This is a genomic window from Enterococcus sp. E4-150 (assembly GCF_035726465.1).
Lineage (GTDB): Bacteria > Bacillota > Bacilli > Lactobacillales > Enterococcaceae > Enterococcus_B > Enterococcus_B faecium.
In genome coordinates, this window is sequence record NZ_JAPRGK010000003.1 from 18,436 (window position 1) to 40,566 (window position 22,131).

Sequence of the window (22,131 nt, forward strand, 5' to 3'; positions counted from 1 at the left end):
TTCTGCCTACACTTCCAGCGTTTCCGAGACGCTCATTATTTTTCCTTCACTATCTTCCAGTAACTCTACAAAAGATTCGGGATCTTGTTCAATGACAGGGAAAGTATTGTAATGGATTGGAACTACTTTCTTGGCACGAATTGTTTGCGCAGCCTTTGCTGCATCTTCTGGCCCCATCGTATAGTTATCGCCAATCGGCAAGAAAGCGACATCAATATCGAATTCTTCTGCAAGCAATCCTAGATCACTGAAATAAGCAGTATCCCCTGCATGATAAATCGTTTTTCCTTCTGCTTGAATAATAATTCCGCTAGGCTCGCCCATATACTGAACGATACCGTCTACTTCATAGCTTGAGCTATGCTGTGCATGTACGAATTTTACCACGCCGAATGGAAACGCATGTTTTCCACCGATATTCATACCGAATGAATCTACTCCTCTGCTGTTCGCATAATCAGCAATCTCAACAATACTGATAATTGTGGCTTGATTTTCTTTTGCAATAGGAATCATATCTCCTATGTGGTCACTATGACCATGAGTAATCAGCAACCAATCTGTCTTTACTTCTTCTGCAGTTAAGTCTGTCAATGGATTTCCTGTAATAAACGGGTCAATCATCACGCGTTGGCCATTTTCCATTTCAATTGTTAAACAGGAATGTCCATGATACGTAATTTTCATATTTTACACCTCGCGTTTTCTCTGTATCTTTTTTATTAAAAACGATTTCATCACTTGCACATCAATGAAAAAATATAGCTGCTAAATATATTTTCATTGGATTGATAGTACAGTATGTACAAAGCAATTGTAACAGATAATACAGGATGCACCAAGTACCAAGCAGATATAATCTCAAGTTTGAGGTCTCTGCTCTGCTTAGCCTCTCTTCTCGTCCCTTAACTAATTAAATCAGCGTAAATAGGATGGACGATCTTTTCTAAATCGGCTGCTTTTATCCGAAGGCTTCTCCCGATTTCACCGCTTGACACAATTACTTCTTCTTTTTCTTTTAAAGAACTGTCTGCTAAAAAACAATAATCAGGATGTGCGAGTTTTATTCCAATAGGGGTGTTTGCTCCGTGGGGATATCCTGTATGCATTAATACAAAATCCATTCCAGGAAAACCAACTTTACGATCTTTCGTCACTTGTCTCGTTTTTTTGTAATCTAAGTGATCGTTCAAAGGAATCAATGCGATGATCACCCCAGTTTTGTTTCCTTTCACTACGAGAGTTTTACATATCAAAGCTGGATCAATCCCTCTTTTTTGTAGTTCTTCTGTGAAAGATTCTTCTACCACATGACTAAAATCAAGTGGTTGATAGCTGATCTTTTGTTCTTCTAAATAACGTTCGACTTTTGTTTGACTCATCATTGATTCACTCCCTTTATTCTATCGTTTATTATAAAGCGAGGGATGCTGTATTCAAAAATTATTTGTTTTTCGCAAAAAAAAGAGCAAGACGAGCACTCTATAGAGAGGTTCATCTTACTCTTTTTGTTTATTTTTTATTTCGACGTTGAGTAGCTTCCATAATGACTGGCAAGATCACTGGGCGGCGTTTTGTTTGTTCAAATAAGTAACGGCCTAATTGATCTCGGATGTCTTGCTTTAATTTGCTCCACTCAAAATCATTACTTTCTAAATGTTTCTCAACGATTGTTTCAATCATATTGCTGCTTTCTTTCATCAGATCACGGCTAGCTTTTACGTAAACGAATCCCCGTGAAGTAATTTGAGGTTTTGAAATGATTTTCTTTTCTCGCCGACTGATAGTGACAACCGCTACGAAAATCCCGTCTTCTGACAAGATTTTTCGATCACGTAAAACAATGTTTCCGATATCACCTATGCCTAATCCATCAATCATTACATTTTCTGCACTTGTAGTTCCTGCAACACTCATACGCTTGTTCTTATATTCCAGCACGTCTCCGCGTCCAGTAATATAGATATTTTTGTATGGCATCCCTACTGCATGAGCCAAATCTGCATGAGCAGCTAATTCACGATACTCTCCTTGAACTGGCACAAAATATGTTGGTTTCATCAAATTGATCATTAATTGCAAGTCATTAGGATTGGCATGGCCAGAAACGCGCATATTCTCAGAGATCAACTTCACTGTTCCACCAGCTCGATAAATGATATCTTCCGTTTTCGCCACGATGGTTTCCATCGCGATGCTTGGCGTAGTAGTGATATAAACCAAATCTCCTTCTTCAATCTTGACATTACGGTGTGTACCGTTTGCCATTTTTTGCAGAGACTTGATGGGTTCACCCATTCGGCCAGTTTCTAAAATGATCAGTTCTTCTGGATCATAGTTTTTCATGTCTTTCAACGTAACAAGCAGATCTTCACTTGGTAATTGAAGTTTTTCTAAACGCATCGCTGTGCGAATAATTCGTTCGAAATCTTGACCAGTCAAGACAACTTTTCGTTGTGCTTTTTCTGCTGCATCCAATACTTGTTGCACTCGTTGCAAATTACTTGCTACACAAGCGACGATGATACGCCCTTCCCAATATTTGATCGTATCAAATACTTCATCTGCTATTTGGGCTTCAGAAGCTACAGGCTGAGGATTTTCTGCATTTGCCGATTCACTTAGTAAGGCTAAGACTCCTTCTTTGCCGATTTCCGCCAATCGTGCATAATCTGTTTGATACATTGGGATAGCCGTTTGATCAAATTTAAAATCTCCCGTGTAAACGATACTACCTTCTTTTGTTTTCAGATTGATCCCCACTGAATCTGGTATCGTGTGAGTGGTACGGAAAAAGCTCACTACTGTTTCACCAAAGTCGATTTCTGTATGCTCATCTACCACATGGAAATCCTTAAATCCTTTGGCTGCTTCGTTACGACTGACATTCAATTTTGCTAACTCGATCGTCAACTCCGTTCCAAATACTGGTACAGAAATTTTCGACAACAAGTAAGGAAGCGCCCCGATCGCATCTGCGTGCCCATGTGTTAAAAAGACACCAGCTACACGATCAATGTTTTCTTCTAAATACGTAAAATCAGGGATTACGACGTCGATCCCCAACAACTCATTTTCAGGATATTTTAGCCCACAATCTAAAATAAAAATATCCTCGCCCACTTCTGCGACATACATGTTTTTTCCATTTTCACGAACGCCGCCTAATGGGATAATTTTAATGGTACTCACAAACTTCACCTCTTCTTATGACATCCAAGTTTAAAGATGTCGATTTTCTTCTTTATCTAAATATATGAGCCATTCCAATGAAGCATATGCAAAATTACTATTTCTCAACTTATGGAGAATCAGCAGGAAAATTACCATCACATCCGCGTTCTGACAGTTGGATGGGCATTTTATTTTGGATATACTTCTTTAACAAAATGGATCTTTTGCGAAACGCTATAGCCAGAATACTTATATAAGTATTCAGCTGTTCCCCATTATTATACAACAAATAAACTAAATCGCTAGTATCAGCAATTGTTAGAACAACTATGCACGTAAAAATCCCTCTGTAGCATCTAGGATTTCTTTTGCTATTCCTCTTTCATTTCTTCTTCGTCGGTTTGAAACATACTTTTTTCATTTTACCACATTTTTTGCAATAACTATAGTGACTTTTGATATATACAGAACCTCATGTTGATGGTGTGCAAACAGCATAAGATTTAAGCTAGCTTTAAGATAGGTTATCTATTATCAAATGCATCTACTAGGAGGGATGCAAAATATGAATTTTATGAAACGTGCATGGAAAAGTACAAAAGTAAAATGGGGACGTTCATTGTTATTGTTTGCCGTGTTCACAGCCATTCTTATTTTTGTGCTAGCTGGCCTTACGATTCGAAGCGCTGCAGAAGAAGCAGCGAATCAAGCACAAAAAGAAGTTGGAGCAACAGTGACTTTAAGTGCCAATCGAGAAGCTTCATTTAAAAAACAGGAACAAACTTCTTCAAGCGGTTCTACCACTGAAGAACGTCCAGATCCAGGCAGTTTTTCTCTTACACCAGTTTCCTTAACGGACGCGGAAAAAATAGCTGAATTAGATAATGTAAAGAGTTATTCCTTTGAAAGTTCCGCCTCAGCTATGGCAAAAGATGGAATAACTGCCATCACTAGTTCTGATTCAAGTGAAGACAGTTCAGAAACTACCGATGCAGGCGGTGAACCTGCCGGAGGAATGGGCGGGAATCCGCAAATGACTCAAGCAGACTTTCAAATCAGTGGTGTGTCAGCAACTGCACAAAATAGTAATTTTTCTGATGGAACAGCAAAAATCACGGATGGTGAAGGAATAGATGACAGCGACAAAGGCACAAACAATGTAGTCATTGATTCTACTCTAGCAGAAACAAATGACCTGGCAGTCGGAGATACTTTCACAATCACGAGTACTGAAGATGAAGATACCACTTATGAAATGACGATCAAAGGAATTTATGAATCCAGCGAAACAAGCAGCAGTATGGGTACGAAATTCAACTTCATGAATCCGTCGAATACACTTTACACTTCTTACACTTTTGCAAATGAACTAAATGGGACATCTGACGATAACACGATAGATTCTGCTGTTTACACTCTATCTGATCCAGATAAAATGGATGAGTTTCTCAAAGAAGCTGAGAAGCTGATCGACACAGATACATTTAGCTTACAATCAAATGATTCCATGTATCAGTCAATGTTGGAACCTTTAAACAACGTGGCAAGTTTTTCTAAAAATGTTGTTTTACTAGTGGCTGTAGCCGGTACTATCATACTTACTCTGATCATTATGATTACCATTCGGGAGCGTCGGCATGAGTTAGGCGTCCTGCTATCTTTAGGAGAATCCAGAAGTAAAATCATTCTCCAATTGTTTACCGAAGTGGCTATTTGTATGATTCTTGCATTAGGAGTTGCTTCGCTTAGCGGAAACGTCGTCGCGAATGCCGTGGGACAGCAGCTACTTGACCAACAGACAGAAACCACGACACAAAACCAACAAGCTCCTGGCGGTGGACAAATGCCAGGTAACAGACAAGAACAAGGCGGTCAACGCGGTGGTCAACAAGGAACCACGAATAATCCATTTGCTGTTTCTGATCAAGTCAGCGAATTGGAAATCAATGTCAAACCTGCACAATTGGGACTATTAGCCGGAGTAGCATTTGGAATCAGTCTGTTTTCTGTCTTTTTAGCTTCTATAGGGATATTAAGATTAAACCCAAGAAAAATCCTATTAAACTAAAGGAGGAATTTGATGTTACGGACAGAACAATTGGGATTTTGGTATCAAGATCCGCAAGATGCGCTTTACAAAGATGTAGAACTGAATTTCGAAGCTGGAAAAATGTACGCTATTTTAGGAGCAAGTGGTTCTGGAAAAACGACTTTTCTTTCGCTTATTTCTGGACTAGATACACCAAAAGAAGGAAAGGTATACTATCAAGATCGTTCACTGAACAAAATCGGGTTAAGAAGTTATCGTAAAAATGATGTCTCGATTATTTTCCAAGCTTACAACTTGCTTCCTTATTTATCGGCTCTAGACAACGTCATAGCAGCAATGGAAATCACTAAGACCAAGCAAGAGAATTATCGACAAGTTGCTTTAGATCGACTGGCTCGTGTAGGAATTGATGAAATATTAGCAAAAAAACAGGTGACCAAACTTTCGGGAGGTCAGCAGCAGCGAGTCGCTATCGTTCGTGCTATCTGCTGCGAACATCAACTAATCGTAGCGGATGAGCCTACTGGAAATCTAGATGAAACAACTTCACAAGATATCGTCAAACTTTTCCAAGAAATCGCCCATGAACAAAATCGCTGTATTATCATCGTGACTCATGAGATTGAAGTAGCAAAAAGCTGTGATGAAGTCTTTGAACTAAAAAATAAAAAATTTCAAAAAATCGAAGTTTAAAAAACAGGATAATGATCAAATAAAAAATCCGAACCATATCTGCGAGACAGATATGGTTCGGATTTTTTATTTGCTTGATTCAATTAGTAATAAGTGGTTTTTATTTTTTTTCGTCTTTTCGAGAAAACTTGTCTTTGACTTCGTCGCCTAAATTTCGAGCTTTTTCTTTGATGTCAGCACCTAGTGATTGTGCTTTCCCTTCTGTTTCTTTGCTCTTGTCGTCTGTTGCTTTGCCGTATGCTTCTTTTCCTTCACCGACTACTTTATCTTTCATATCTTTAGAACGTCCTTTTAAATCTGCCATTGTGCTTCCTCCTCTTAGTTTGTTTATTGATCTACCTTCAGGGTAACATCAACAACAGATACAGACAAACAGAACGCTCGTTTTCTAAAAAAGATAGTTAGAGCTGTTGATTAAAAACTTTTTTCGAAAGTCCCCCATACTTTGACTTCTTTTTCTTGGACCATTATTTCTCCTTTAGCGATAACTGTATCAATATCAAGCGTTTCTTTATCCAAGATACACAGATCTGCATCAGCACCAATTTCGATTTTTCCTTTTTTATCCAATTTCAATATACGTGCTGGATTACTGGTTATAGCTCGTAAGGCGATTTCCAAAGGGATACTTTCTTTTTGCACAGCTTCTTTGATCCCTACTAGCAATGCCTTGGCACTTCCTACTCCTAACCCTAGGAAATGATTGTTTTCATCAAAATAAGGCAAGCTTCCTTGTCCATCTGAGGTCATCGTGAAATTATCTAAAGAAACATCTTCCTCGATCAATCGTTTCAGTGCTTTGCTGAAGCGAACTTCACCATCTGTCTTCTCCCAAAAATCAGGATCTTCGCTAGCAGTGAAGTCAATCGTGCCACCACGTTTGGCAAATGCCACGCAAGCTTCAAATAATTCTGGTGTGCGATTTGCATGAGTAGGCAAAAATTGTGTGATCGGAATTTCTGTTTCTTCTACGATTCGTGTCAATAGCTCTAGCTTTCTTTTTCCTCCGCCTAAGTGGACATTGATGATCCCAGCTTTTCCGGATAACATGCCTCCTACACGAGCATCTGCTACTGCACGAGCGAACTCTTCAAAACTTGGCTGAGAAGAACGGTGATCGGATACTGCGATTTCTCCGATTCCGATAATTTTATCAATTGTCAAAAAGTCTTTGATGATAGAATCTGTTACTGTTTTTACCGGCAATCGGTACGAACCTTCGTATACATAAGTGGAGATTCCTTCTGCTTCCAGACCTTTCGCTTTGCTGATCAACGCAGTCATATCTCTACCTTCTCCGTCTGTTCCCAAACAACCGACAACTGTCGTTACACCAGCTGTAGTCAATTGGCTCAATGTGACTTCTGGCGTTCGATTTTGATAACCGCCTTCTCCTCCTCCACCTAAAATATGGAAATGACAGTCAATGAAACCCGGGGTTAGTACTTTTCCCTCACCTGAAAGTTCTTCTACTTCCACTCCTTCGTAGCCGCCTTCTAGCTGTTCTTCTACAGCCAAAATCTTCCCACCGGCAATCAGTACATCCATTTTTCCTAAGTAATCTGGTGCAAACACTTCAATTTGTCGAATGATTTTCATACATTTTTCCTCTTTCTTTAAGTATAACTGATGATAGGATCTTAAAAAATAATCCAAACGATAGAATCTTTACTCCTTTGATTTTACCGTAAAATGACGGTTCTTGGAGTCCTTATCTACTGTTTGGATTACTTTTTTATTTACAGGTCTCCAGTACTACTGCAGACCTATTGCAATGGCAATCATGATGAAAATAGTTCCTAAAACAAACAGGAATCCTTGCATCTTGATTTGGAATCTTGCCCATTTTGCCCATTCGATCCGTGCAACACCTAGCACACCAATCAAGCTGGCTGATACTGGTGTAAAAGCGTCCATAAAACCTGAACCAAGCTGATAAGCAAGAACTGCTACTTGTCTGGATACACCTACTAAATCTGCCAGTGGAGCCATGATTGGCATAGTCAAAGCTGCTTGTCCTGAATTTGATGTAACAACCAAGTTGAACAAACTTTGGAAGATGTACATCGCCCAAGCACCAATGACAGCTGGAACACCGGTCAACGCCGTCCCGATCCCATGCAAAATCGTATTCAAAGCTGAAGGAACAGATGCATCAGATCCTCCCAAGACAAGAAGAATCCCTTTGGCCATACCTACTACGATTGCTGTACCAGCTAAATCAGCTGCACCAGATTGGAAAGAAGAAGCGATGTCATTGACTTTCATTCCATCTAATTTGAAAAGAACAGCAATGATTCCAGCAACTAATCCCATCACAAAGAATTGAGAAGCGATTTCTGGAATGTAATAGCCTTTTTGAGTCACGCCCCAAACGATCCAGACAAGGACAACTAACATCTCTAATAAGATCAGTTTATGCCCAAGCATGAATTTTTTATTTTCATCAGATGTCTTTTTGATATGAGAACGGAAATAATCATCTGATTTGTAAGTCAACGAACTTTCTGGTTTTTTACGGATTTTTTCTGCATATATCATCATATAACCAGCGGCTAATGCAGTAACAACTACCCACATAATCAATCGGAATGTCGCACCAGACAACACGGGGATTCCAGCAATCCCTTGAGCCACCGCTACGCTAAACGGGCTCATCCAAGAGGTCGCATTTCCGACTTGAGATGCGACATAAGTCACGGTTACTGCTACGATCGAGTCATATCCTAACGCAATGACAAATGGAACCATCACCATTGAGAATGGAATTACCTCTTCTGCCATCCCGAATGTAGCGCCACCGAATGAAAAAGCAAAGAATAATAGCGGTAAAGCTAAACGCTCCAGTCCCTTAGTTTTACTGATAAACGCATAGATACCTGCGTCGATCGCTCCGGTACGCATAATAATACCAAAAGCACCTCCAACAACAAGGATCAATGCAGCGATCCCTACAGCAGATCCATACTTATCTCCAGATACTAGTCCTTCAAAAACAAAATTTAAGAAACCAAAGCCGCCAAAATCATCTGTTCCCCATATTTTGGCTGTTTTATGCAATTTTTTAGAAGTATCATAGATATTTTCGCCGTACTGATCGTAAAGCACATCATCTGTCAAGGAGATTTCATCTAGCTTTTCCTGAGTAAGATTTTTTTCTCCGTCAGCAATGACTTTTTCCAATCCTTTTTCCGGAACATCCAGTTTTTCACGTTCTGCTGGATGATCTTGCAGTTCTTCTAATTGATCAAACACATACGACTTATCCAGCTCGTAAGCATAACGGAAGGAATCTTGACGTAAAACAGTACGAGTACTTGTTTCGCCATTTGCATCTTTGTATTCAATATCTTGCGTGCTGAACTTTCCTGCTGGAACGACAAAAGTCAGTATCCATGCAAAGATGACTACACCAAAAATAATGACATACGTATGCGGTGTCGATAATTTAGTGAAGTCGCGTTTCGGTTTTCCTGAAGAATTTGTTTTCTTCAAATTTATTTCTTCCTTTCTTTTTTCAGTAATTTTGATGAATAAAAAATGGATAATCAAATGAATTATACAGTAAAAATGACATTTCCACATGAATAATTTATTAGAAAATCACTTTTTTCTATTTTGCTTTTTTTCTCCTATGTATGATTATTTTTTTCTCTTTCCATTTATATTAAGTATTTTATTTCTCTGTTTTTCCTTAAAATTCTTTTTTTATTTTTAGATTAGAGAAAATCTCGTCCTGTTTTTTTCATTTTACAATCATTGAAAAATTGAATTTCATTGCAAAAAAAAATAATAAACACTTATAAATATCCATTATCTATCCTTCAATTTTTGTGTATTTTCTTTCTATTAGAAAAAGGTATCCTGTTGGACAATTTTGTTATATCAGGTAAACTTCATTGCAATAATGATAACAAATGTACTATAATTACTTTGTAAAGAGTTTTGGGGAAGACTCTTTCATCAACGTGTATTAAGAGACAAGAAAGAATCCATATGGATTCTTTCTTGTCTCTTTTTCCACTACTTTTTATTTTTCTGACACTACATATTCTTATAACTCATTTCTCATAACTGTGAAACAACTTATAAAAATAACAAACTTTAAACAAAACAAGCTTAAAATCAAAGATGATCCATCTTAAAATAACTAAAACAAAAAAAGTAGTCGTTGTTAATCCTCATTAATAATCGTTTTCTTTTTTTCAAACGCTCCATTTTTATGTGGAACATTATTTTTTCAAGGAACTTTGTCAACATGTGGATAACTATTTTCCACTTGTGTCCTGGACTAGCTGTTTTGCTGTAAAATACAAAACTTGCTGCAGCAAAAAGATCGTTGCAAGAGAGGCTGTTCCGCAGATCGCTGGATCTAGATTTGGCAAAGTCAAGACTGCATCATGTAAATTGGCGTGGTTGTCCAAAACCAAATCAGCAAATTCAAATAATCGCAAACCACTGCTATGTTGCGATTTGATACTTCGTGACAAATCAAATCCAGTAACAATGATTAATGGATGACCATTTTCTTTGATCCACTGAGCTAGTTCGATGATTGCCGGGTTTCTTCCTTCATTCGAAAGAAGAAGAAAAATGTCTTCTGATTTGACAGAAAGCTGATCAATAATTGCCTGTCCTGCACCTTCTAGCGTTTCATAGACACCTCCGGCTGGATTTTCAATCAATATACTTGGTACAAGATCCGGGGTTTGATCCCAAAATTCAAAAGCTACACCACTTAGTGTGCGGCTAGCATATATCTGCAATCTACCACCTTGATTAATTTGTTTCGCGATCCAAGTGCCAGCTTGAAGCATCAGCGGCTCTTCTATCCTTAATTTTTCTTCCAATTGGTGATAATAGTCAAAATAACATAAACTCATTTATCTCTCCCGCCTAGCTATACTTGACATGAATAGAAACAGCTGCCTAATCTAAGGAAGTACATAAAAAAACAGTAGTTAGACAGTAACACATGTGGTCTTTGCTGTTTCAAACACAAAAAAGGCATTGAACGAATACGCCCAATACCTTGACATAGCAAATAAAACAACGTGCAGACCATGGAAAATATCTACATAGGGGTAGAATTTTCACCCTAGATTAGGTACAATAAATTAGGTCGATGCACTGCATTGACTATGGCAAAATGATCGGTCAGGGTGTATGTGTGTGACTGGTCATTCCCTGATTCTTAGCGCCAACTAAGGGTCAGGGAGCCTTTTTTTATTCAGCTGTTTCTATCTGAATTTATTGTAAGTAATCTCTTATCCAAGTGCAAGCACGAAAATACAAAAAAACATTGGTATGATTTATATATATATAAATAACATAAAAAAAGGAATGGCTTATCCCGATACAACAAGCATTCCTTTAAAAAAGATTCTTTTATATAAGTGAAAAAAACTTTTTTCCACCAATTAAATAAATCTCTCATCTCAATAGTTTATCCATTATTTTATCTTTTTTTGCGTATACCTACTGAATATTACCGTCTTCTTCTCGTTCTTCTACTTTGTTCGAGAGAATCTGTACTAGAAAAAGTAGTTGTATGTCTACCTTTTCTGCCTATCCGAGACTTTCTTTTCATATATGGGATATAAATGATTAGATACAGTACAGCAAAAAATAAAGCAAATACGCAAGCTTCCCAACTACCTAACGCCAATTCAACCATCAAGGTAGCAACCGCAACGGATGCTGCATACCAGATAAAAATCAGAAACGTTTCTTTTTTTCTGACCATGCGAAACATGATAAATAGACTAATAAGCAATAGTGGCAACACAAATATCCAATTGCTTCCTTCCATCAGCCACTTGAGTATATCAAGCAGCGACTGTGCAACAGCGACTAATTTTCCCATAGTGAACACACACCTTTTTTTATAATTAAAAAATTCGCCTTTTTATTCTACTATGAATCTTCTGGCTTGGCTTTCATTTCTCTTATGTAATCATTTTCTTTTATACAACTTAAAAAAAAATTAAACCATTAGCAGAATATTTTCTGAATCTATTCACGAAAGTCTTTTTCTATCTTTCGTTTTCCACGACTCAACTGATCTAGAGTCAAAAAACTAAAACGACAGTTGCGCAAATGACGCACAAGCTGCCGCTTTAATAACAAATAGCCTTTCATTCTCAGCAGGCCACTTATTTCCAGTTAACTTTCTGTTCTTAGCTTTTTACTCAACTGGATAATATATGCACTTAATGAAGCCCCAATTTCCGAATGTTGAAGTCCATATTCAATATTTGTCTTCATATATCCTAACTTATCGCCTACGTCGTATCTTTTTCCTTTAAACTCTCTCGCATAGACCGCCTCTGTCTGGTTAAGAGTCTGAAGTGCATCCGTTAGCTGTATCTCGTTTCCTGCTCCTGGTTCTTGAGTTTCTAATATCTCAAATATTTTAGGAGTCAGTAGATAACGTCCGATAATGGCTAAATTACTTGGTGCTTTTCCCATTTCAGGTTTTTCTACAAACCCTTTTACTCTGCAACGACCCTTTTCGCTATCTGTTTTAGGATCAATAATTCCGTATTTAGATGTTTCATTTTCTGGTACACGCATGACGGCAACAGCGGAAGCTTGTGTTTCTTCATAATCCATCATCAATTGTTGAGTCAATGGGATATCATCTTTCATCAAATCATCCCCCAGCATGACGACAAACGGTTCATTTCCTATAAATGCTTTTGCTTGAAGCACGGCATCCCCCAGTCCTCTTGGATGAGATTGACGGATGAAGTGAAGATTGACTTGAGTCGTTTCTTCAACTAAAGCGAGTAATTCTGTTTTTTCCTTTTCCCGCAAATTGTTTTCCAATTCGATATTTGCATCAAAGTGATCTTCAATGGGTCTTTTTTCTTTTCCCGTTACGATCAAGATATCTTCGATTCCCGAATCCAATGCTTCTTCCACAATAAACTGGATCGTTGGTTTATCCACGATTGGAAGCATTTCTTTTGCCATGGCTTTTGTTGCCGGCAAAAAACGTGTTCCTAGCCCAGCGGCAGGAATGACTGCTTTTTTGACCTTCACTTGCTGTTCCTCCTAAACGACGATTAACTATTGATCATCTATTTAACGAAGAGAAAATTCATTCTCCATTTTTCCGTCACGTAACATGATTTCTTTTGCTGCTTTTTTGATATCTTCTTCATTATACAAAACATTATAGATTGTTTGAGTAATTGGCATCTCAACACCTAGCTGTTGAGCTAGCTCTACTGCTGCTTTTGTCGTTGCCACACCCTCAACGACCATTCCCATGTTTTCTAGAACTTCTTCCAGCTTATGTCCCTGTCCTAACAAGTTACCGGCACGCCAATTGCGAGAATGAACACTTGTACAAGTAACGATCAAGTCCCCCACACCACTCAAACCGATAAATGTCAGAGGATTGGCACCCATCGCGACACCAAGACGGCTGATTTCTGCCAATCCTCGAGTCATGATTGCTGCTTTTGCATCATCTCCGAATCCTAATCCATGGATAGCGCCGGCACCAATTGCAATGATATTTTTCAGTGCTGCACCAGTTTCTACGCCAATCACGTCATTATTTGTATAAATCCTGAAATAATCATTCATGAACAGTTTTTGTACATAGGCTGCTGCTTTTTGATCAATACTTGCAGCTGTAATTGTTGTGATATCATGTACTGCCACTTCCTCAGCATGGCTAGGACCAGATAATACAACAATTGCCTGTCTTTTTTCTTCTGGAATTTCTTCAGCCAAAACTTCTGAGATTCGTTTATGCGTATCTTGTTCTAGTCCTTTACTTGCATGTATAATGATTGGCTTAGTATTCATTTTACCAATAAGTTCCTGTGCGACTGAACGAATCGCTTTTGTTGGAACAACAAATAAAATAGCATCTGCGTTATCCACTGCTTCTGCCAATTCTTTATATCCGATAATCGATTCTGGGATCGTCAAATCAGGTAAAAAATGCTGATTTGTATGATACTTATTGATTTCATCAATCTGTTCAGGTACATTTCCCCAAATACGGACATCATGCCCGTTTTCTGCCAATGTTTGTGCTAAAGCAGTGCCCCAAGATCCAGGACCCAGAACTGCGATTTTTTGTTTCATGGATATTCCTCCAAATAAATAATTGATAATTTCCATTATAGTATACATTTCTTAAAGTTGGGACTAATTTCCATTGTTTTTAAGTGTTTGTTTACTTCTTTTATCGTTTTTACTTGAAATAATCAATGATATGTTACAATAGTCTACATTTTATTTTTACACTCGTTATGCTTTGCTTGTTCCTAAGAGGAAGCAGTTTTGACAATGTTACTACCAGCATTACTATTAGGAGGTTAGGAAACTTCTCCTAGTGAGTATTGATTTAAAATACATAAGAGACAGATTGAACATTTCTAAATCTGTCAGGTCCTGCAACGGACAGATTGTCTCTGTTGACGGTTGACATAGGAACTTTTGTTTTAGTCAACATTCTGGATACAAAACGCTATGTAAACTGGCGCAACTCGTTGTACTTGGACTTTTACTACGGATCCATGCAACAACAAAATAGTACTATTGCATAACAAAAAATGGTTGGCACCCACATGTCCCATTAAACAGATTATAAGTTGAACTGTAGATAATGCAAAAAATGTGTTTTATAACGTAATTGATGCCAATATTTTAAAAAAATAAAGGGAGCAGTTATCGCTGCTCTCTTTATTTTTTATATTCTTTTTATCCAGTCTATCCTAATAATCAAACTGACGATAGTAGCGGCGTATCTCTAATGGATGGCAGTTCAACTGCTCCACATGAGCATCGATGCGTTGTGTCACTACATGCATCAATAAGAAAGACAAAACACGTCCGCGATATTTTTCGCTGATACCTTCTACTGGATAGTCTTTTGTATCTATCAATGTATAATTACTACAAATTTTTGGCAAAAGTTTAGCTACACGTTCAGATAACACTCTCTGTTCATCTTCGCCTAAAAATAAAGTGACTGGGGTCGTTTCTTCAACGATCTCTAACGTCCCGTGAAGAAACTCGGCAGCATGGATAGATTTCGATGGGAGCCAGCTTTGTTCTTCCCAGTAACACATGGCATATGAATAAACAGCTCCCCATTGATTCCCTGCTCCGATAAAATAATGCATGCTATCACGTCGATGCTTTTCTGCAAATGATAAGCCAAATGCATCTGCTTTTTTCTCTGCTTCAACTAACCCTGTTGGCAAATAATGTTCGAGCTGTTCATAGTACTCTGAGTAATCTTCGAATTCCCCATGCAAATACATCAATCGATCTGCTACCATAAAAAATTTGATTTGTTCTGTTCCGGGAGCTGGATAAGTAACCACAAAATCGCATAGTTGAGACAACTTACTCTCCGCTTTATCGATAAATCCAATCAGTGTCGCTCCTACTTTCTTGATTTCTTCTACTGCTTTCACTACTTCTTGGGTTGTCCCAGTAACAGAGGACACGACAACGATAGAATCTTTTGTTAATCTTTTGTTTCCAGTAGTGTAATATTCTGCAGCATGCTGTACAAAGACAGGCAAGTTGCTTTTCCCATTCATATAAGTGACAGCTTGCATCGAGGAAGCATACGTTCCACCGATTCCTAGATAATAGACAGCGTCAAATTTTTCCGCATAAAGTTTATCGATGATTTCTTCTACTTGCGGACGTAAAGCTAGTGCGCCTTTTATTGCTTTGATTTGTTCTTCTTCATTGAATTTCAGCATGATTTCCACCTCTTATAATTTACTTTTCAAGACTGTATCAAAGTCTTCAAAAATCTTTTTGTTCAAGTCAATACCTTTAGCTACTGCGGTTTTATAAGCGAATAGTTGAAACGGAACGACAAGCGCTAATACAGACAGATATTCATCACATTCTATTGCTAATCCAAGTGTTTTCTCGTTTCTTGCTTTTTTTGTGGTAATGGTGAGAGTCTCTCCAACGTACCGACTCATATATCTTTGCAACTTTTGCGAACGTTCCTTATTTACACTTTCCCCTTCAATAAAGAATAGCAAATGCGAAGTATCTGCCTCCAGGTATGGGCCGTGCATATAAGCTTCTAACTCAAATCCTTGTGACGGAACGCGGATTGTTTCAGTCAATTTCGTCTCTGCTTCTTTAGCTGTTCCCCAGTTTGGACCATATCCAATGGTGACGAAACGCTGTGCTAAACGAAATAAACTTTGATATCCATCAAAAAATTCTTCCGTTTTTTGAATAATCGCTGGTAAATGGTTGATTATTTTGCGCAACTGTTGCATGTAGTCTTGTTCTATTTTTTTGCTGATTTTATTTTTACTTATTCCAATTCCTATCCCTAAGAGTAGTAACTGTAAAACAGTCGCAGAATAGCCTTTTGTAACGAAGCCTACTGATTCTACCCCGGCACCTAAATCAATAATTTGTGCAGCTTCTAAAGCAAGTGGACTTTGCACGTCATTTGTGATAGCAACAACAGGTAACCCTTGTTTTTGTATCATTTTTACTGCTTCAACAGTAGAAGCACTTTTCCCGCTTTGTGACACAGCAATCACAGTATCGATTGAAGGAGAAAGTTTTCCATAATGGAAAAAATAAAAAGGTTCTTGAATATCGACAGTAAGATCACCATAAGATTCCAATGCTGGCTTCGCTGCTAAACAAGCGTTATAAGATGAACCCGTTGCTAAGATCAGTAAATTCACTGTTTTTTTCATATGTTCTCTTGTCGAAAAATCATTCTTTTTCAAGATCGTACTTAGTACTTCCTTTTCTTCATAGATATAATCTTGCATCGTAAACATTTTCTCTGCTCCTTTTTTAAAAAATCCCTATCCACGAACCAAAAATTCCAAAGAAAGCTAGTCCGATCAAGATCGTTAATGGTTTCACTTCTTTCTTCAATAGATAAAACACTATGCCAAATGCTCCAAGACATAAGATATTTGGAACGATATCATCAAAAATACTTTGAACAGTCACAGCATTTTCTCCTGAACCGATTTTTAAAGGAATATTGATGGTGATCATCGTGGCAGTCATTGCTCCAACGACCATCAGTCCAATAATAGACGCGCCTAATGTCAAACTTTCCATCATACCGTTTGCCTGGATCTTTTTCAAAAAACCCGTTCCTAAGCGATATCCCCAACCTGTTGCTAGATAGCGAAACAGAATGTGCGGAATATTGAAAATCAAAATGAACAAGATAGGGCCTAAAATATTTCCTTGCATGGCTAAAGAGGTACCCACACCTGTGGCAATCAATCGCAAAGTTCCCCAAAAGAAAGAATCTCCTAACCCTGCAAGAGGTCCCATCAAAGATGTTTTGATACTATCGATCGCAGTCACATCAAATTCAGGATCATCCTTATTTTCTTCCTCCATTGCAGCCGTGATTCCTAAAATCAGTGTAACGATATGTGGGGTCGTGTTAAAAAACTCTAGATGCCGTTTCAAAGCTGCTGCCATTTCTTCTTTCGACTGATATAACTTTTTCAAAATCGGAATCATTGCATAAACATAAGCCATATTCATCTGACGTTCATAATTCCAAGAAAACTCCATTTGAAAAGAACGCCAAAATACGTGATTTAGCTCTTTTTTCGTTATTTTGCTGTTTTTGATCTCAGAATTCTTCATCTTCTTCTACCTCCCCTGCAGTTGTTTGAAGTGGTAGTTGACGGACATTCATAATATTGACTACCACAACTGCTAAAATCGCACCAAAAATAGCTACTCCGGTCACAGGAATCTCTAAGTAAGAAGCTATAGCAAAACCTAAGAAAAAATATGGTGCAACTTGTTTGTTGATCAGCAAACGAGCAAGCATCGCAAAACCAAGAGCTGGAATCAACCCTGTAGCTACTGACAACCCCTTTTGAACGAAGTCAGGAATCATATTTAATAGATTTCCGATCGTATTGCTTCCCACCATATAAGAAACCATTACCACAACACCAAGCATCAAGGAAAGACCGATACCGGCAAGCAAGTGCATATGCTCGACTCCTTTATAATTTCCTTCTTCTGCATAATTGTCTGCTTTATGGTTCATAATTGGAATCAAAAGCCCTAAGTAAATATTTTTCAATATCAATGTCAACGTAGCAATCGGCAAACCTAGTAAAAGCGCGGTTTCTGTACCGGCTCCAGCTGTAATAGCAAAAGCCGTCCCTAAAATCCCACCGGTCACAACATCAGGTGGAATCGAAGCACCTACTGAGAACGATCCGATAAATGCTAACTCTAAAGTTGCGCCCATAATGATCCCAGTTTTTACATCACCTAACACGATTCCTGTAAACAGCCCCGTCACAATCGGACGAGAAAGCAACGATGTCCCTAGTGCATATTCTGATTGTGCGACAAATGCAACAATTCCTAATAAGACTGCTTGTACAATCATTGAGATTCTTCCTTTCTTACAAAACTTCTCTTACATCCACTTTTTTATCTGCTGGTACTTGACGGATTTCTACTTCTATTTGTTTGTCAATTAATCGTTTCAAGCGTTCCTCCTCTTCTGGTAAAATATTTACCGCTTTTCCGATGCTGCGAGTACCAGGTTTTGCCTTGATCCCTCCTAAGTTGATGGTTTTGATTTCTGGATACGCTTCTGCCAGCTTATATGCATCCTCGATCGATTCCACTACGATGAATAACTTATATTTATCTGTCACCCCGCTTTTCAACGCGGCAATCGAGTCATCAATTGATTTGATCACTAGTTTGACTCCTTGTGGCTTGGCTAATTTGATCGTTGTCTTTCGTATCTCATTCGTAGGTACATCATCATTAGCAATCAAAATACAGTCTGCGCCTATTGTTTGTGTCCATGAAAAAGCTACTTGTCCGTGTAATAACCGATGGTCGACTCTTGTCAATACAATCATTTTTCTTCCTCCTAAAATTCGTCTTCTTCTATTTTCTGATTGAGCCGCTCGTTACAAAACTGGATCATTTTTTTTGAATCAGTTAGCACCTGCTGGATCAAAACAGTTGTCTCTACTTCAGCGTCCAACCGAGATACTAGCTCAATCAATAGTGGCAAATTCAATCCGGCAACGAGATAGACATGATCCCGATTGATATATTGTAAGAATTCGTTGTTGACACTTCCGCCAAAAAGATCCGTCAGAACAATGATTTCTTTATCTTTGTACCTCATAAAAAGCTGGCTTACTGTTTCCGCTAAATCAAAATTCTCATCAATATAGCAATCCAATACAGTAATAGAATGATTTTTCCCATAGATCAGCTCTAATGAATCTAATATCCCTGAAGCAAATTTTCCATGGGAAGCTAAAATAATTTCTCTATCCACTTTTTCATCTCCTCTTTTCACTTACACATACTAAAAAAGCAAGTTGCATGCCAAAATTAGTGGCAACAACTTGCTTATGTTCAAAATTCTTCTTCTATCGAGAGAAACTCTGTATCTTCACTCAAAATATCATAGATATAGGCAATCTCAGAATTGGGGATCATGACACTATAATGCTCTTCAATGACACTAAACGCAGATTTAATAGCAGATAACCCTTCTTTTTGACACTGCTTCCATTTCTCTAATCCTTGATAGGTTTCGATTGGCATTTGTCGGATCAATCGTTCAATGAGACAGCTCACATGGACATACAACGCTAATTTTTTGGGATTGCTGATGCTTCGATTCAACTGCACCTCTAATTCTCTCATAAAATGATCGATTTCTCCCATCACCTTCTCTGTATCTAGAATAGTCACGGAATCCAGTACTTTTTCCAATGAAAAATTACGAATGATGCGCTGATTGAATATTTCCTTCTCTGAAGCATTCATAGTAGTGTCCAACCATTCAGCTAGTACAGACATCTTTTCCCCCGAGATGAGGTCTTCTAATGAAAGATAGTCAATATTGGTGATATCAGGATCTGTGGTGCCAATCATTCCTACGACTTCGTATATGGAAAATAATGGGTCACTGTTTTTCTTATCTTTCAATTGCTGATATTCATATGGGATGATTTTCAACTGACAAGCCGTAGGTAAGCTTTTTTCTAGCAGTTCACTTAAGTGGACCGCCGTACCGATTCCAGTGAAGCAAGTAGTAATGAGTGCTTTGGGTTTGTTTTCCTCTGGATAGAGCAGTCGCCATTCTGGCTGGATCTGTCGAACAGTCTCTTCTGCTATCTCTTCTAATAATACATTTTTTTGCAGGCATTCCCCTACTGTGATTGCTAAAGGTGTCGTTACATTATTCAAAATCAAAAGCGGTACGGATAACTGTTTTTTAAAAAACTGATGGATTTCTTTCAGAGATCCCATGTCTACTAATATGATCAATCCATTTGAAACATCGCTGTTTTCGCAATAATCAAGGATTTCTGAAGCAATCTGCTGTGGTGTGACATCTAGTGGCATATCAAATGATTCAAATAGATCCTCTTGTAATAAACGATTTACTACATTTGCCATACTGCTAGCAGTTGCATAACCGTGAGAAGCAATCATCGCTTTTGGCAGTCGTTTTTCTTTTGACCATTTCGCTTTTTTTAGATAGATCGTCAGTAAAATCCGATCCATACTTGTGTCTTCAATATCTAATTTGATCTTACTTAATTCCAGAATTCGTTGGACATAGTGATAACTAGATGGATAAGACTGAGAAACTTGTTGTTCTAATTCTTTGATTAGTTGGATAATATCATGTTCTTCCGGTAACCATTTGATAGTGCTTCGCTGATAGAGATAGTAACTCAAGGCATAGACACTGTTTCCATCGAATTTGATTTGATAGGCAGTTTCCATTTGTCGAAAGGTCTCTCGGATAGATTGTGTCCAATAAACCAGCAGCTCGTGTTTTTCTTGTCTACTGGTCTCAAACAGCAAAAAATCAAATAATTGAATCACTTCTTGCTTTAATTTTCCTTCGCAAGAATATAGCAGACAGTTATTTTTCTTGAAATCAAGTAGGATTTGCTCAAAACTTTTAACGATTCGCTGCTGTTCGGGCTGTTGCTTCTCCATTAATTGCTCTAAGGTCTGGTCTTGCGTAATATAGATTCCTTGCTGTGCTGTATTTTTAGTAATAGGCTGCGCAAGTAGCTCTTTTTGCAAATGATGGATCGTGACATGGATTTCAGGCTGTTCACGCTGTTCAGCATATGCTTTTGCTGCTGAAACTTTGACGATATTTTTCAGCTCTCCTATGTTTCCGGATAATTTCTGACTTGTTAAAAGTGACAAAGCTGGTCCACTGACTGACAAAGGGCTCCCCATTTTTCTTTGTTCTTCGAGAAAAAAAGAGTAAATCAGTTCTAGCCGTTCATTACGACTACGCTGATTAAGTGCAGGTAGTTCGATTCGGATAGGTATTCTTCGAATGAAAGTTGTTAAGAAATGACTAGTAATCTCTTCAGTCGTAGCAAAAAAGAGACGTGTTTTGATCCGGCGTGACAAATTAGGTTCTCCCATACGATAAATCACACCTTGATCAAGATAGGTGAACAGTTTTTCCTGACCTTCTGGTGTTAAGCGATGTACCTCGTCTAAAAACAAGATCCCACCATCTGCTGCTTCAAAAGCCCCTTTTTTATTTTCTTCTGCACCAGTGTACGCTCCCTTAACATGTCCAAACAAATTGCTAGTCAAAAGTTCAGGATTATCTGCATATTGTGCACAATTAAAAGTGATGAATGGTGCAGAATCTTCTAGCAGATCATGAAGCAGACAATACTGATAGACCAAATTAACTAAATAACTTTTACCTGTGCCACTTTCGCCTGTAATCAAAAGTGGTAATCCGCCATCTGGATAGTAAAGAGCTGTTTTGATTTGTTCGATACTTTCTTTCAAACTGGCGTCGTATCCGATCATAAAAGAGAATAAGTCTTTTGGTTGCGCGAAAAAAGGCTGTTCCTCTTTGAGATCATCGATAGAAAAATAAAAATTCGTGCGTAACTTAAAAAATTGTTTTTCAAAAGCTTCTTTGTGGAAATAAATCACTGGTCGAGAATTGATTTTGACTAGTAGTTGCTCATCATTTAACTGGTTCAAATAATGACTGACTGTGTTTCTTTTTACCCCAAAATGATCAGCTAACCTTTGTGCTGTAAAGACCTCGTTCATATGTTCTAAATCGAAAAAGGCTGTCTGGTTCTCTAAGTAACATAAAATTTCCTTCTTCAACAACTTATTCACCCCTCCTCCATCATAGAAAACGGATT

Annotated in this window: 19 protein-coding genes; 2 read left to right on the plus strand and 17 right to left on the minus strand. The window is 38.1% G+C overall.

Annotated features, from left to right (window positions below):
• Positions 1 to 6: 6 nt before the first annotated feature.
• The 3 genes from OZ002_RS03520 to OZ002_RS03530 all read right to left on the minus strand — a co-directional run bounded on the left by OZ002_RS03520 (position 7) and on the right by OZ002_RS03530 (position 3,192).
• On the minus strand, positions 7 to 687 hold the full coding sequence (locus tag OZ002_RS03520) for a metal-dependent hydrolase (RefSeq protein ID WP_002287133.1): 681 nt from the start codon (positions 685 to 687) through the stop codon (positions 7 to 9).
• A 218-nt stretch (positions 688 to 905) separates the two neighbouring features.
• A complete protein-coding gene (locus OZ002_RS03525; RefSeq protein WP_002307263.1) occupies positions 906 to 1,385 on the minus strand; it encodes an aminoacyl-tRNA deacylase in 480 nt (159 codons plus the stop codon).
• A 127-nt stretch (positions 1,386 to 1,512) separates the two neighbouring features.
• On the minus strand, positions 1,513 to 3,192 hold the full coding sequence (locus tag OZ002_RS03530; RefSeq protein ID WP_002287130.1) for a ribonuclease J: 1,680 nt from the start codon (positions 3,190 to 3,192) through the stop codon (positions 1,513 to 1,515).
• A 547-nt stretch (positions 3,193 to 3,739) separates the two neighbouring features.
• On the opposite strand from OZ002_RS03530, the gene OZ002_RS03535 reads away from it, so the two are divergent.
• Positions 3,740 to 5,242: an ABC transporter permease gene (locus OZ002_RS03535; RefSeq protein ID WP_156249233.1), complete on the plus strand. Its 1,503-nt coding sequence runs from the start codon at positions 3,740 to 3,742 to the stop codon at positions 5,240 to 5,242.
• A 12-nt stretch (positions 5,243 to 5,254) separates the two neighbouring features.
• Complete coding sequence (locus tag OZ002_RS03540; RefSeq protein ID WP_002298949.1) at positions 5,255 to 5,917, plus strand: ABC transporter ATP-binding protein; 663 nt, start codon at positions 5,255 to 5,257, stop codon at positions 5,915 to 5,917.
• Positions 5,918 to 6,017: 100 nt separating this feature from the next.
• On the opposite strand, the gene OZ002_RS03545 is transcribed toward OZ002_RS03540, so the two are convergent.
• The 14 genes from OZ002_RS03545 to OZ002_RS03610 all read right to left on the minus strand — a co-directional run bounded on the left by OZ002_RS03545 (position 6,018) and on the right by OZ002_RS03610 (position 22,105).
• Positions 6,018 to 6,221, minus strand: a complete 204-nt coding sequence (locus tag OZ002_RS03545) for a CsbD family protein (protein WP_002287127.1) — start codon at positions 6,219 to 6,221, stop codon at positions 6,018 to 6,020.
• A 110-nt stretch (positions 6,222 to 6,331) separates the two neighbouring features.
• Positions 6,332 to 7,516: a beta-aspartyl-peptidase gene (gene iadA / locus OZ002_RS03550; protein WP_002287126.1), complete on the minus strand. Its 1,185-nt coding sequence runs from the start codon at positions 7,514 to 7,516 to the stop codon at positions 6,332 to 6,334.
• Between the two features lie 156 nt (positions 7,517 to 7,672).
• Positions 7,673 to 9,412, minus strand: a complete 1,740-nt coding sequence (gene yfcC / locus OZ002_RS03555) for a putative basic amino acid antiporter YfcC (RefSeq protein WP_002294022.1) — start codon at positions 9,410 to 9,412, stop codon at positions 7,673 to 7,675.
• 773 nt (positions 9,413 to 10,185) lie between these two features.
• Positions 10,186 to 10,800: an SIS domain-containing protein gene (locus OZ002_RS03560; protein ID WP_002287124.1), complete on the minus strand. Its 615-nt coding sequence runs from the start codon at positions 10,798 to 10,800 to the stop codon at positions 10,186 to 10,188.
• Positions 10,801 to 11,405: 605 nt separating this feature from the next.
• The gene (locus OZ002_RS03565) at positions 11,406 to 11,783 is read right to left on the minus strand and encodes a hypothetical protein (RefSeq protein ID WP_002298948.1); all 378 of its coding nucleotides are present in this window, start codon (positions 11,781 to 11,783) and stop codon (positions 11,406 to 11,408) included.
• Positions 11,784 to 12,082: 299 nt separating this feature from the next.
• On the minus strand, positions 12,083 to 12,964 hold the full coding sequence (gene galU / locus OZ002_RS03570; protein ID WP_325082871.1) for a UTP--glucose-1-phosphate uridylyltransferase GalU: 882 nt from the start codon (positions 12,962 to 12,964) through the stop codon (positions 12,083 to 12,085).
• Positions 12,965 to 13,006: 42 nt separating this feature from the next.
• On the minus strand, positions 13,007 to 14,026 hold the full coding sequence (locus tag OZ002_RS03575; RefSeq protein ID WP_156249235.1) for an NAD(P)H-dependent glycerol-3-phosphate dehydrogenase: 1,020 nt from the start codon (positions 14,024 to 14,026) through the stop codon (positions 13,007 to 13,009).
• 632 nt (positions 14,027 to 14,658) lie between these two features.
• Positions 14,659 to 15,663: an SIS domain-containing protein gene (locus OZ002_RS03580; RefSeq protein WP_002332147.1), complete on the minus strand. Its 1,005-nt coding sequence runs from the start codon at positions 15,661 to 15,663 to the stop codon at positions 14,659 to 14,661.
• Positions 15,664 to 15,675: 12 nt separating this feature from the next.
• Positions 15,676 to 16,725 (minus strand): SIS domain-containing protein, encoded by a 1,050-nt coding sequence (locus tag OZ002_RS03585; protein WP_002307258.1) that lies wholly within the window; start codon positions 16,723 to 16,725, stop codon positions 15,676 to 15,678.
• 16 nt (positions 16,726 to 16,741) lie between these two features.
• A complete protein-coding gene (locus tag OZ002_RS03590; RefSeq protein ID WP_002287116.1) occupies positions 16,742 to 17,563 on the minus strand; it encodes a PTS system mannose/fructose/sorbose family transporter subunit IID in 822 nt (273 codons plus the stop codon).
• The gene (locus OZ002_RS03595; RefSeq protein WP_002287115.1) at positions 17,550 to 18,329 is read right to left on the minus strand and encodes a PTS mannose/fructose/sorbose/N-acetylgalactosamine transporter subunit IIC; all 780 of its coding nucleotides are present in this window, start codon (positions 18,327 to 18,329) and stop codon (positions 17,550 to 17,552) included. Before OZ002_RS03595 ends, OZ002_RS03590 begins: the two co-directional genes overlap by 14 nt.
• A 16-nt stretch (positions 18,330 to 18,345) precedes the next feature.
• Positions 18,346 to 18,816 carry a PTS sugar transporter subunit IIB gene (locus OZ002_RS03600; protein WP_002287114.1) on the minus strand — a complete coding sequence of 157 codons (471 nt, stop codon included), beginning with the start codon at positions 18,814 to 18,816 and terminating at the stop codon, positions 18,346 to 18,348.
• An 11-nt stretch (positions 18,817 to 18,827) separates the two neighbouring features.
• The gene (locus OZ002_RS03605) at positions 18,828 to 19,247 is read right to left on the minus strand and encodes a PTS sugar transporter subunit IIA (RefSeq protein ID WP_002332149.1); all 420 of its coding nucleotides are present in this window, start codon (positions 19,245 to 19,247) and stop codon (positions 18,828 to 18,830) included.
• An 80-nt stretch (positions 19,248 to 19,327) separates the two neighbouring features.
• A complete protein-coding gene (locus tag OZ002_RS03610; protein WP_197322325.1) occupies positions 19,328 to 22,105 on the minus strand; it encodes a sigma 54-interacting transcriptional regulator in 2,778 nt (925 codons plus the stop codon).
• Positions 22,106 to 22,131: the final 26 nt, after the last annotated feature.

Coding starts and splice junctions, on each gene's coding strand:
- OZ002_RS03520 (WP_002287133.1), bottom strand. CDS start 687: ATGAAAATTACGTATCATGGACATTCCTGTTTAACAATTGAAATGGAA.
- OZ002_RS03525 (WP_002307263.1), bottom strand. CDS start 1,385: ATGATGAGTCAAACAAAAGTCGAACGTTATTTAGAAGAACAAAAGATC.
- OZ002_RS03535 (WP_156249233.1), top strand. CDS start 3,740: ATGAATTTTATGAAACGTGCATGGAAAAGTACAAAAGTAAAATGGGGA.
- OZ002_RS03540 (WP_002298949.1), top strand. CDS start 5,255: ATGTTACGGACAGAACAATTGGGATTTTGGTATCAAGATCCGCAAGAT.
- OZ002_RS03545 (WP_002287127.1), bottom strand. CDS start 6,221: ATGGCAGATTTAAAAGGACGTTCTAAAGATATGAAAGATAAAGTAGTC.
- iadA (WP_002287126.1), bottom strand. CDS start 7,516: ATGAAAATCATTCGACAAATTGAAGTGTTTGCACCAGATTACTTAGGA.
- OZ002_RS03560 (WP_002287124.1), bottom strand. CDS start 10,800: ATGAGTTTATGTTATTTTGACTATTATCACCAATTGGAAGAAAAATTA.
- OZ002_RS03565 (WP_002298948.1), bottom strand. CDS start 11,783: ATGGGAAAATTAGTCGCTGTTGCACAGTCGCTGCTTGATATACTCAAG.
- OZ002_RS03575 (WP_156249235.1), bottom strand. CDS start 14,026: ATGAAACAAAAAATCGCAGTTCTGGGTCCTGGATCTTGGGGCACTGCT.
- OZ002_RS03580 (WP_002332147.1), bottom strand. CDS start 15,663: ATGCTGAAATTCAATGAAGAAGAACAAATCAAAGCAATAAAAGGCGCA.
- OZ002_RS03585 (WP_002307258.1), bottom strand. CDS start 16,725: ATGTTTACGATGCAAGATTATATCTATGAAGAAAAGGAAGTACTAAGT.
- OZ002_RS03590 (WP_002287116.1), bottom strand. CDS start 17,563: ATGAAGAATTCTGAGATCAAAAACAGCAAAATAACGAAAAAAGAGCTA.
- OZ002_RS03595 (WP_002287115.1), bottom strand. CDS start 18,329: ATGATTGTACAAGCAGTCTTATTAGGAATTGTTGCATTTGTCGCACAA.
- OZ002_RS03600 (WP_002287114.1), bottom strand. CDS start 18,816: ATGATTGTATTGACAAGAGTCGACCATCGGTTATTACACGGACAAGTA.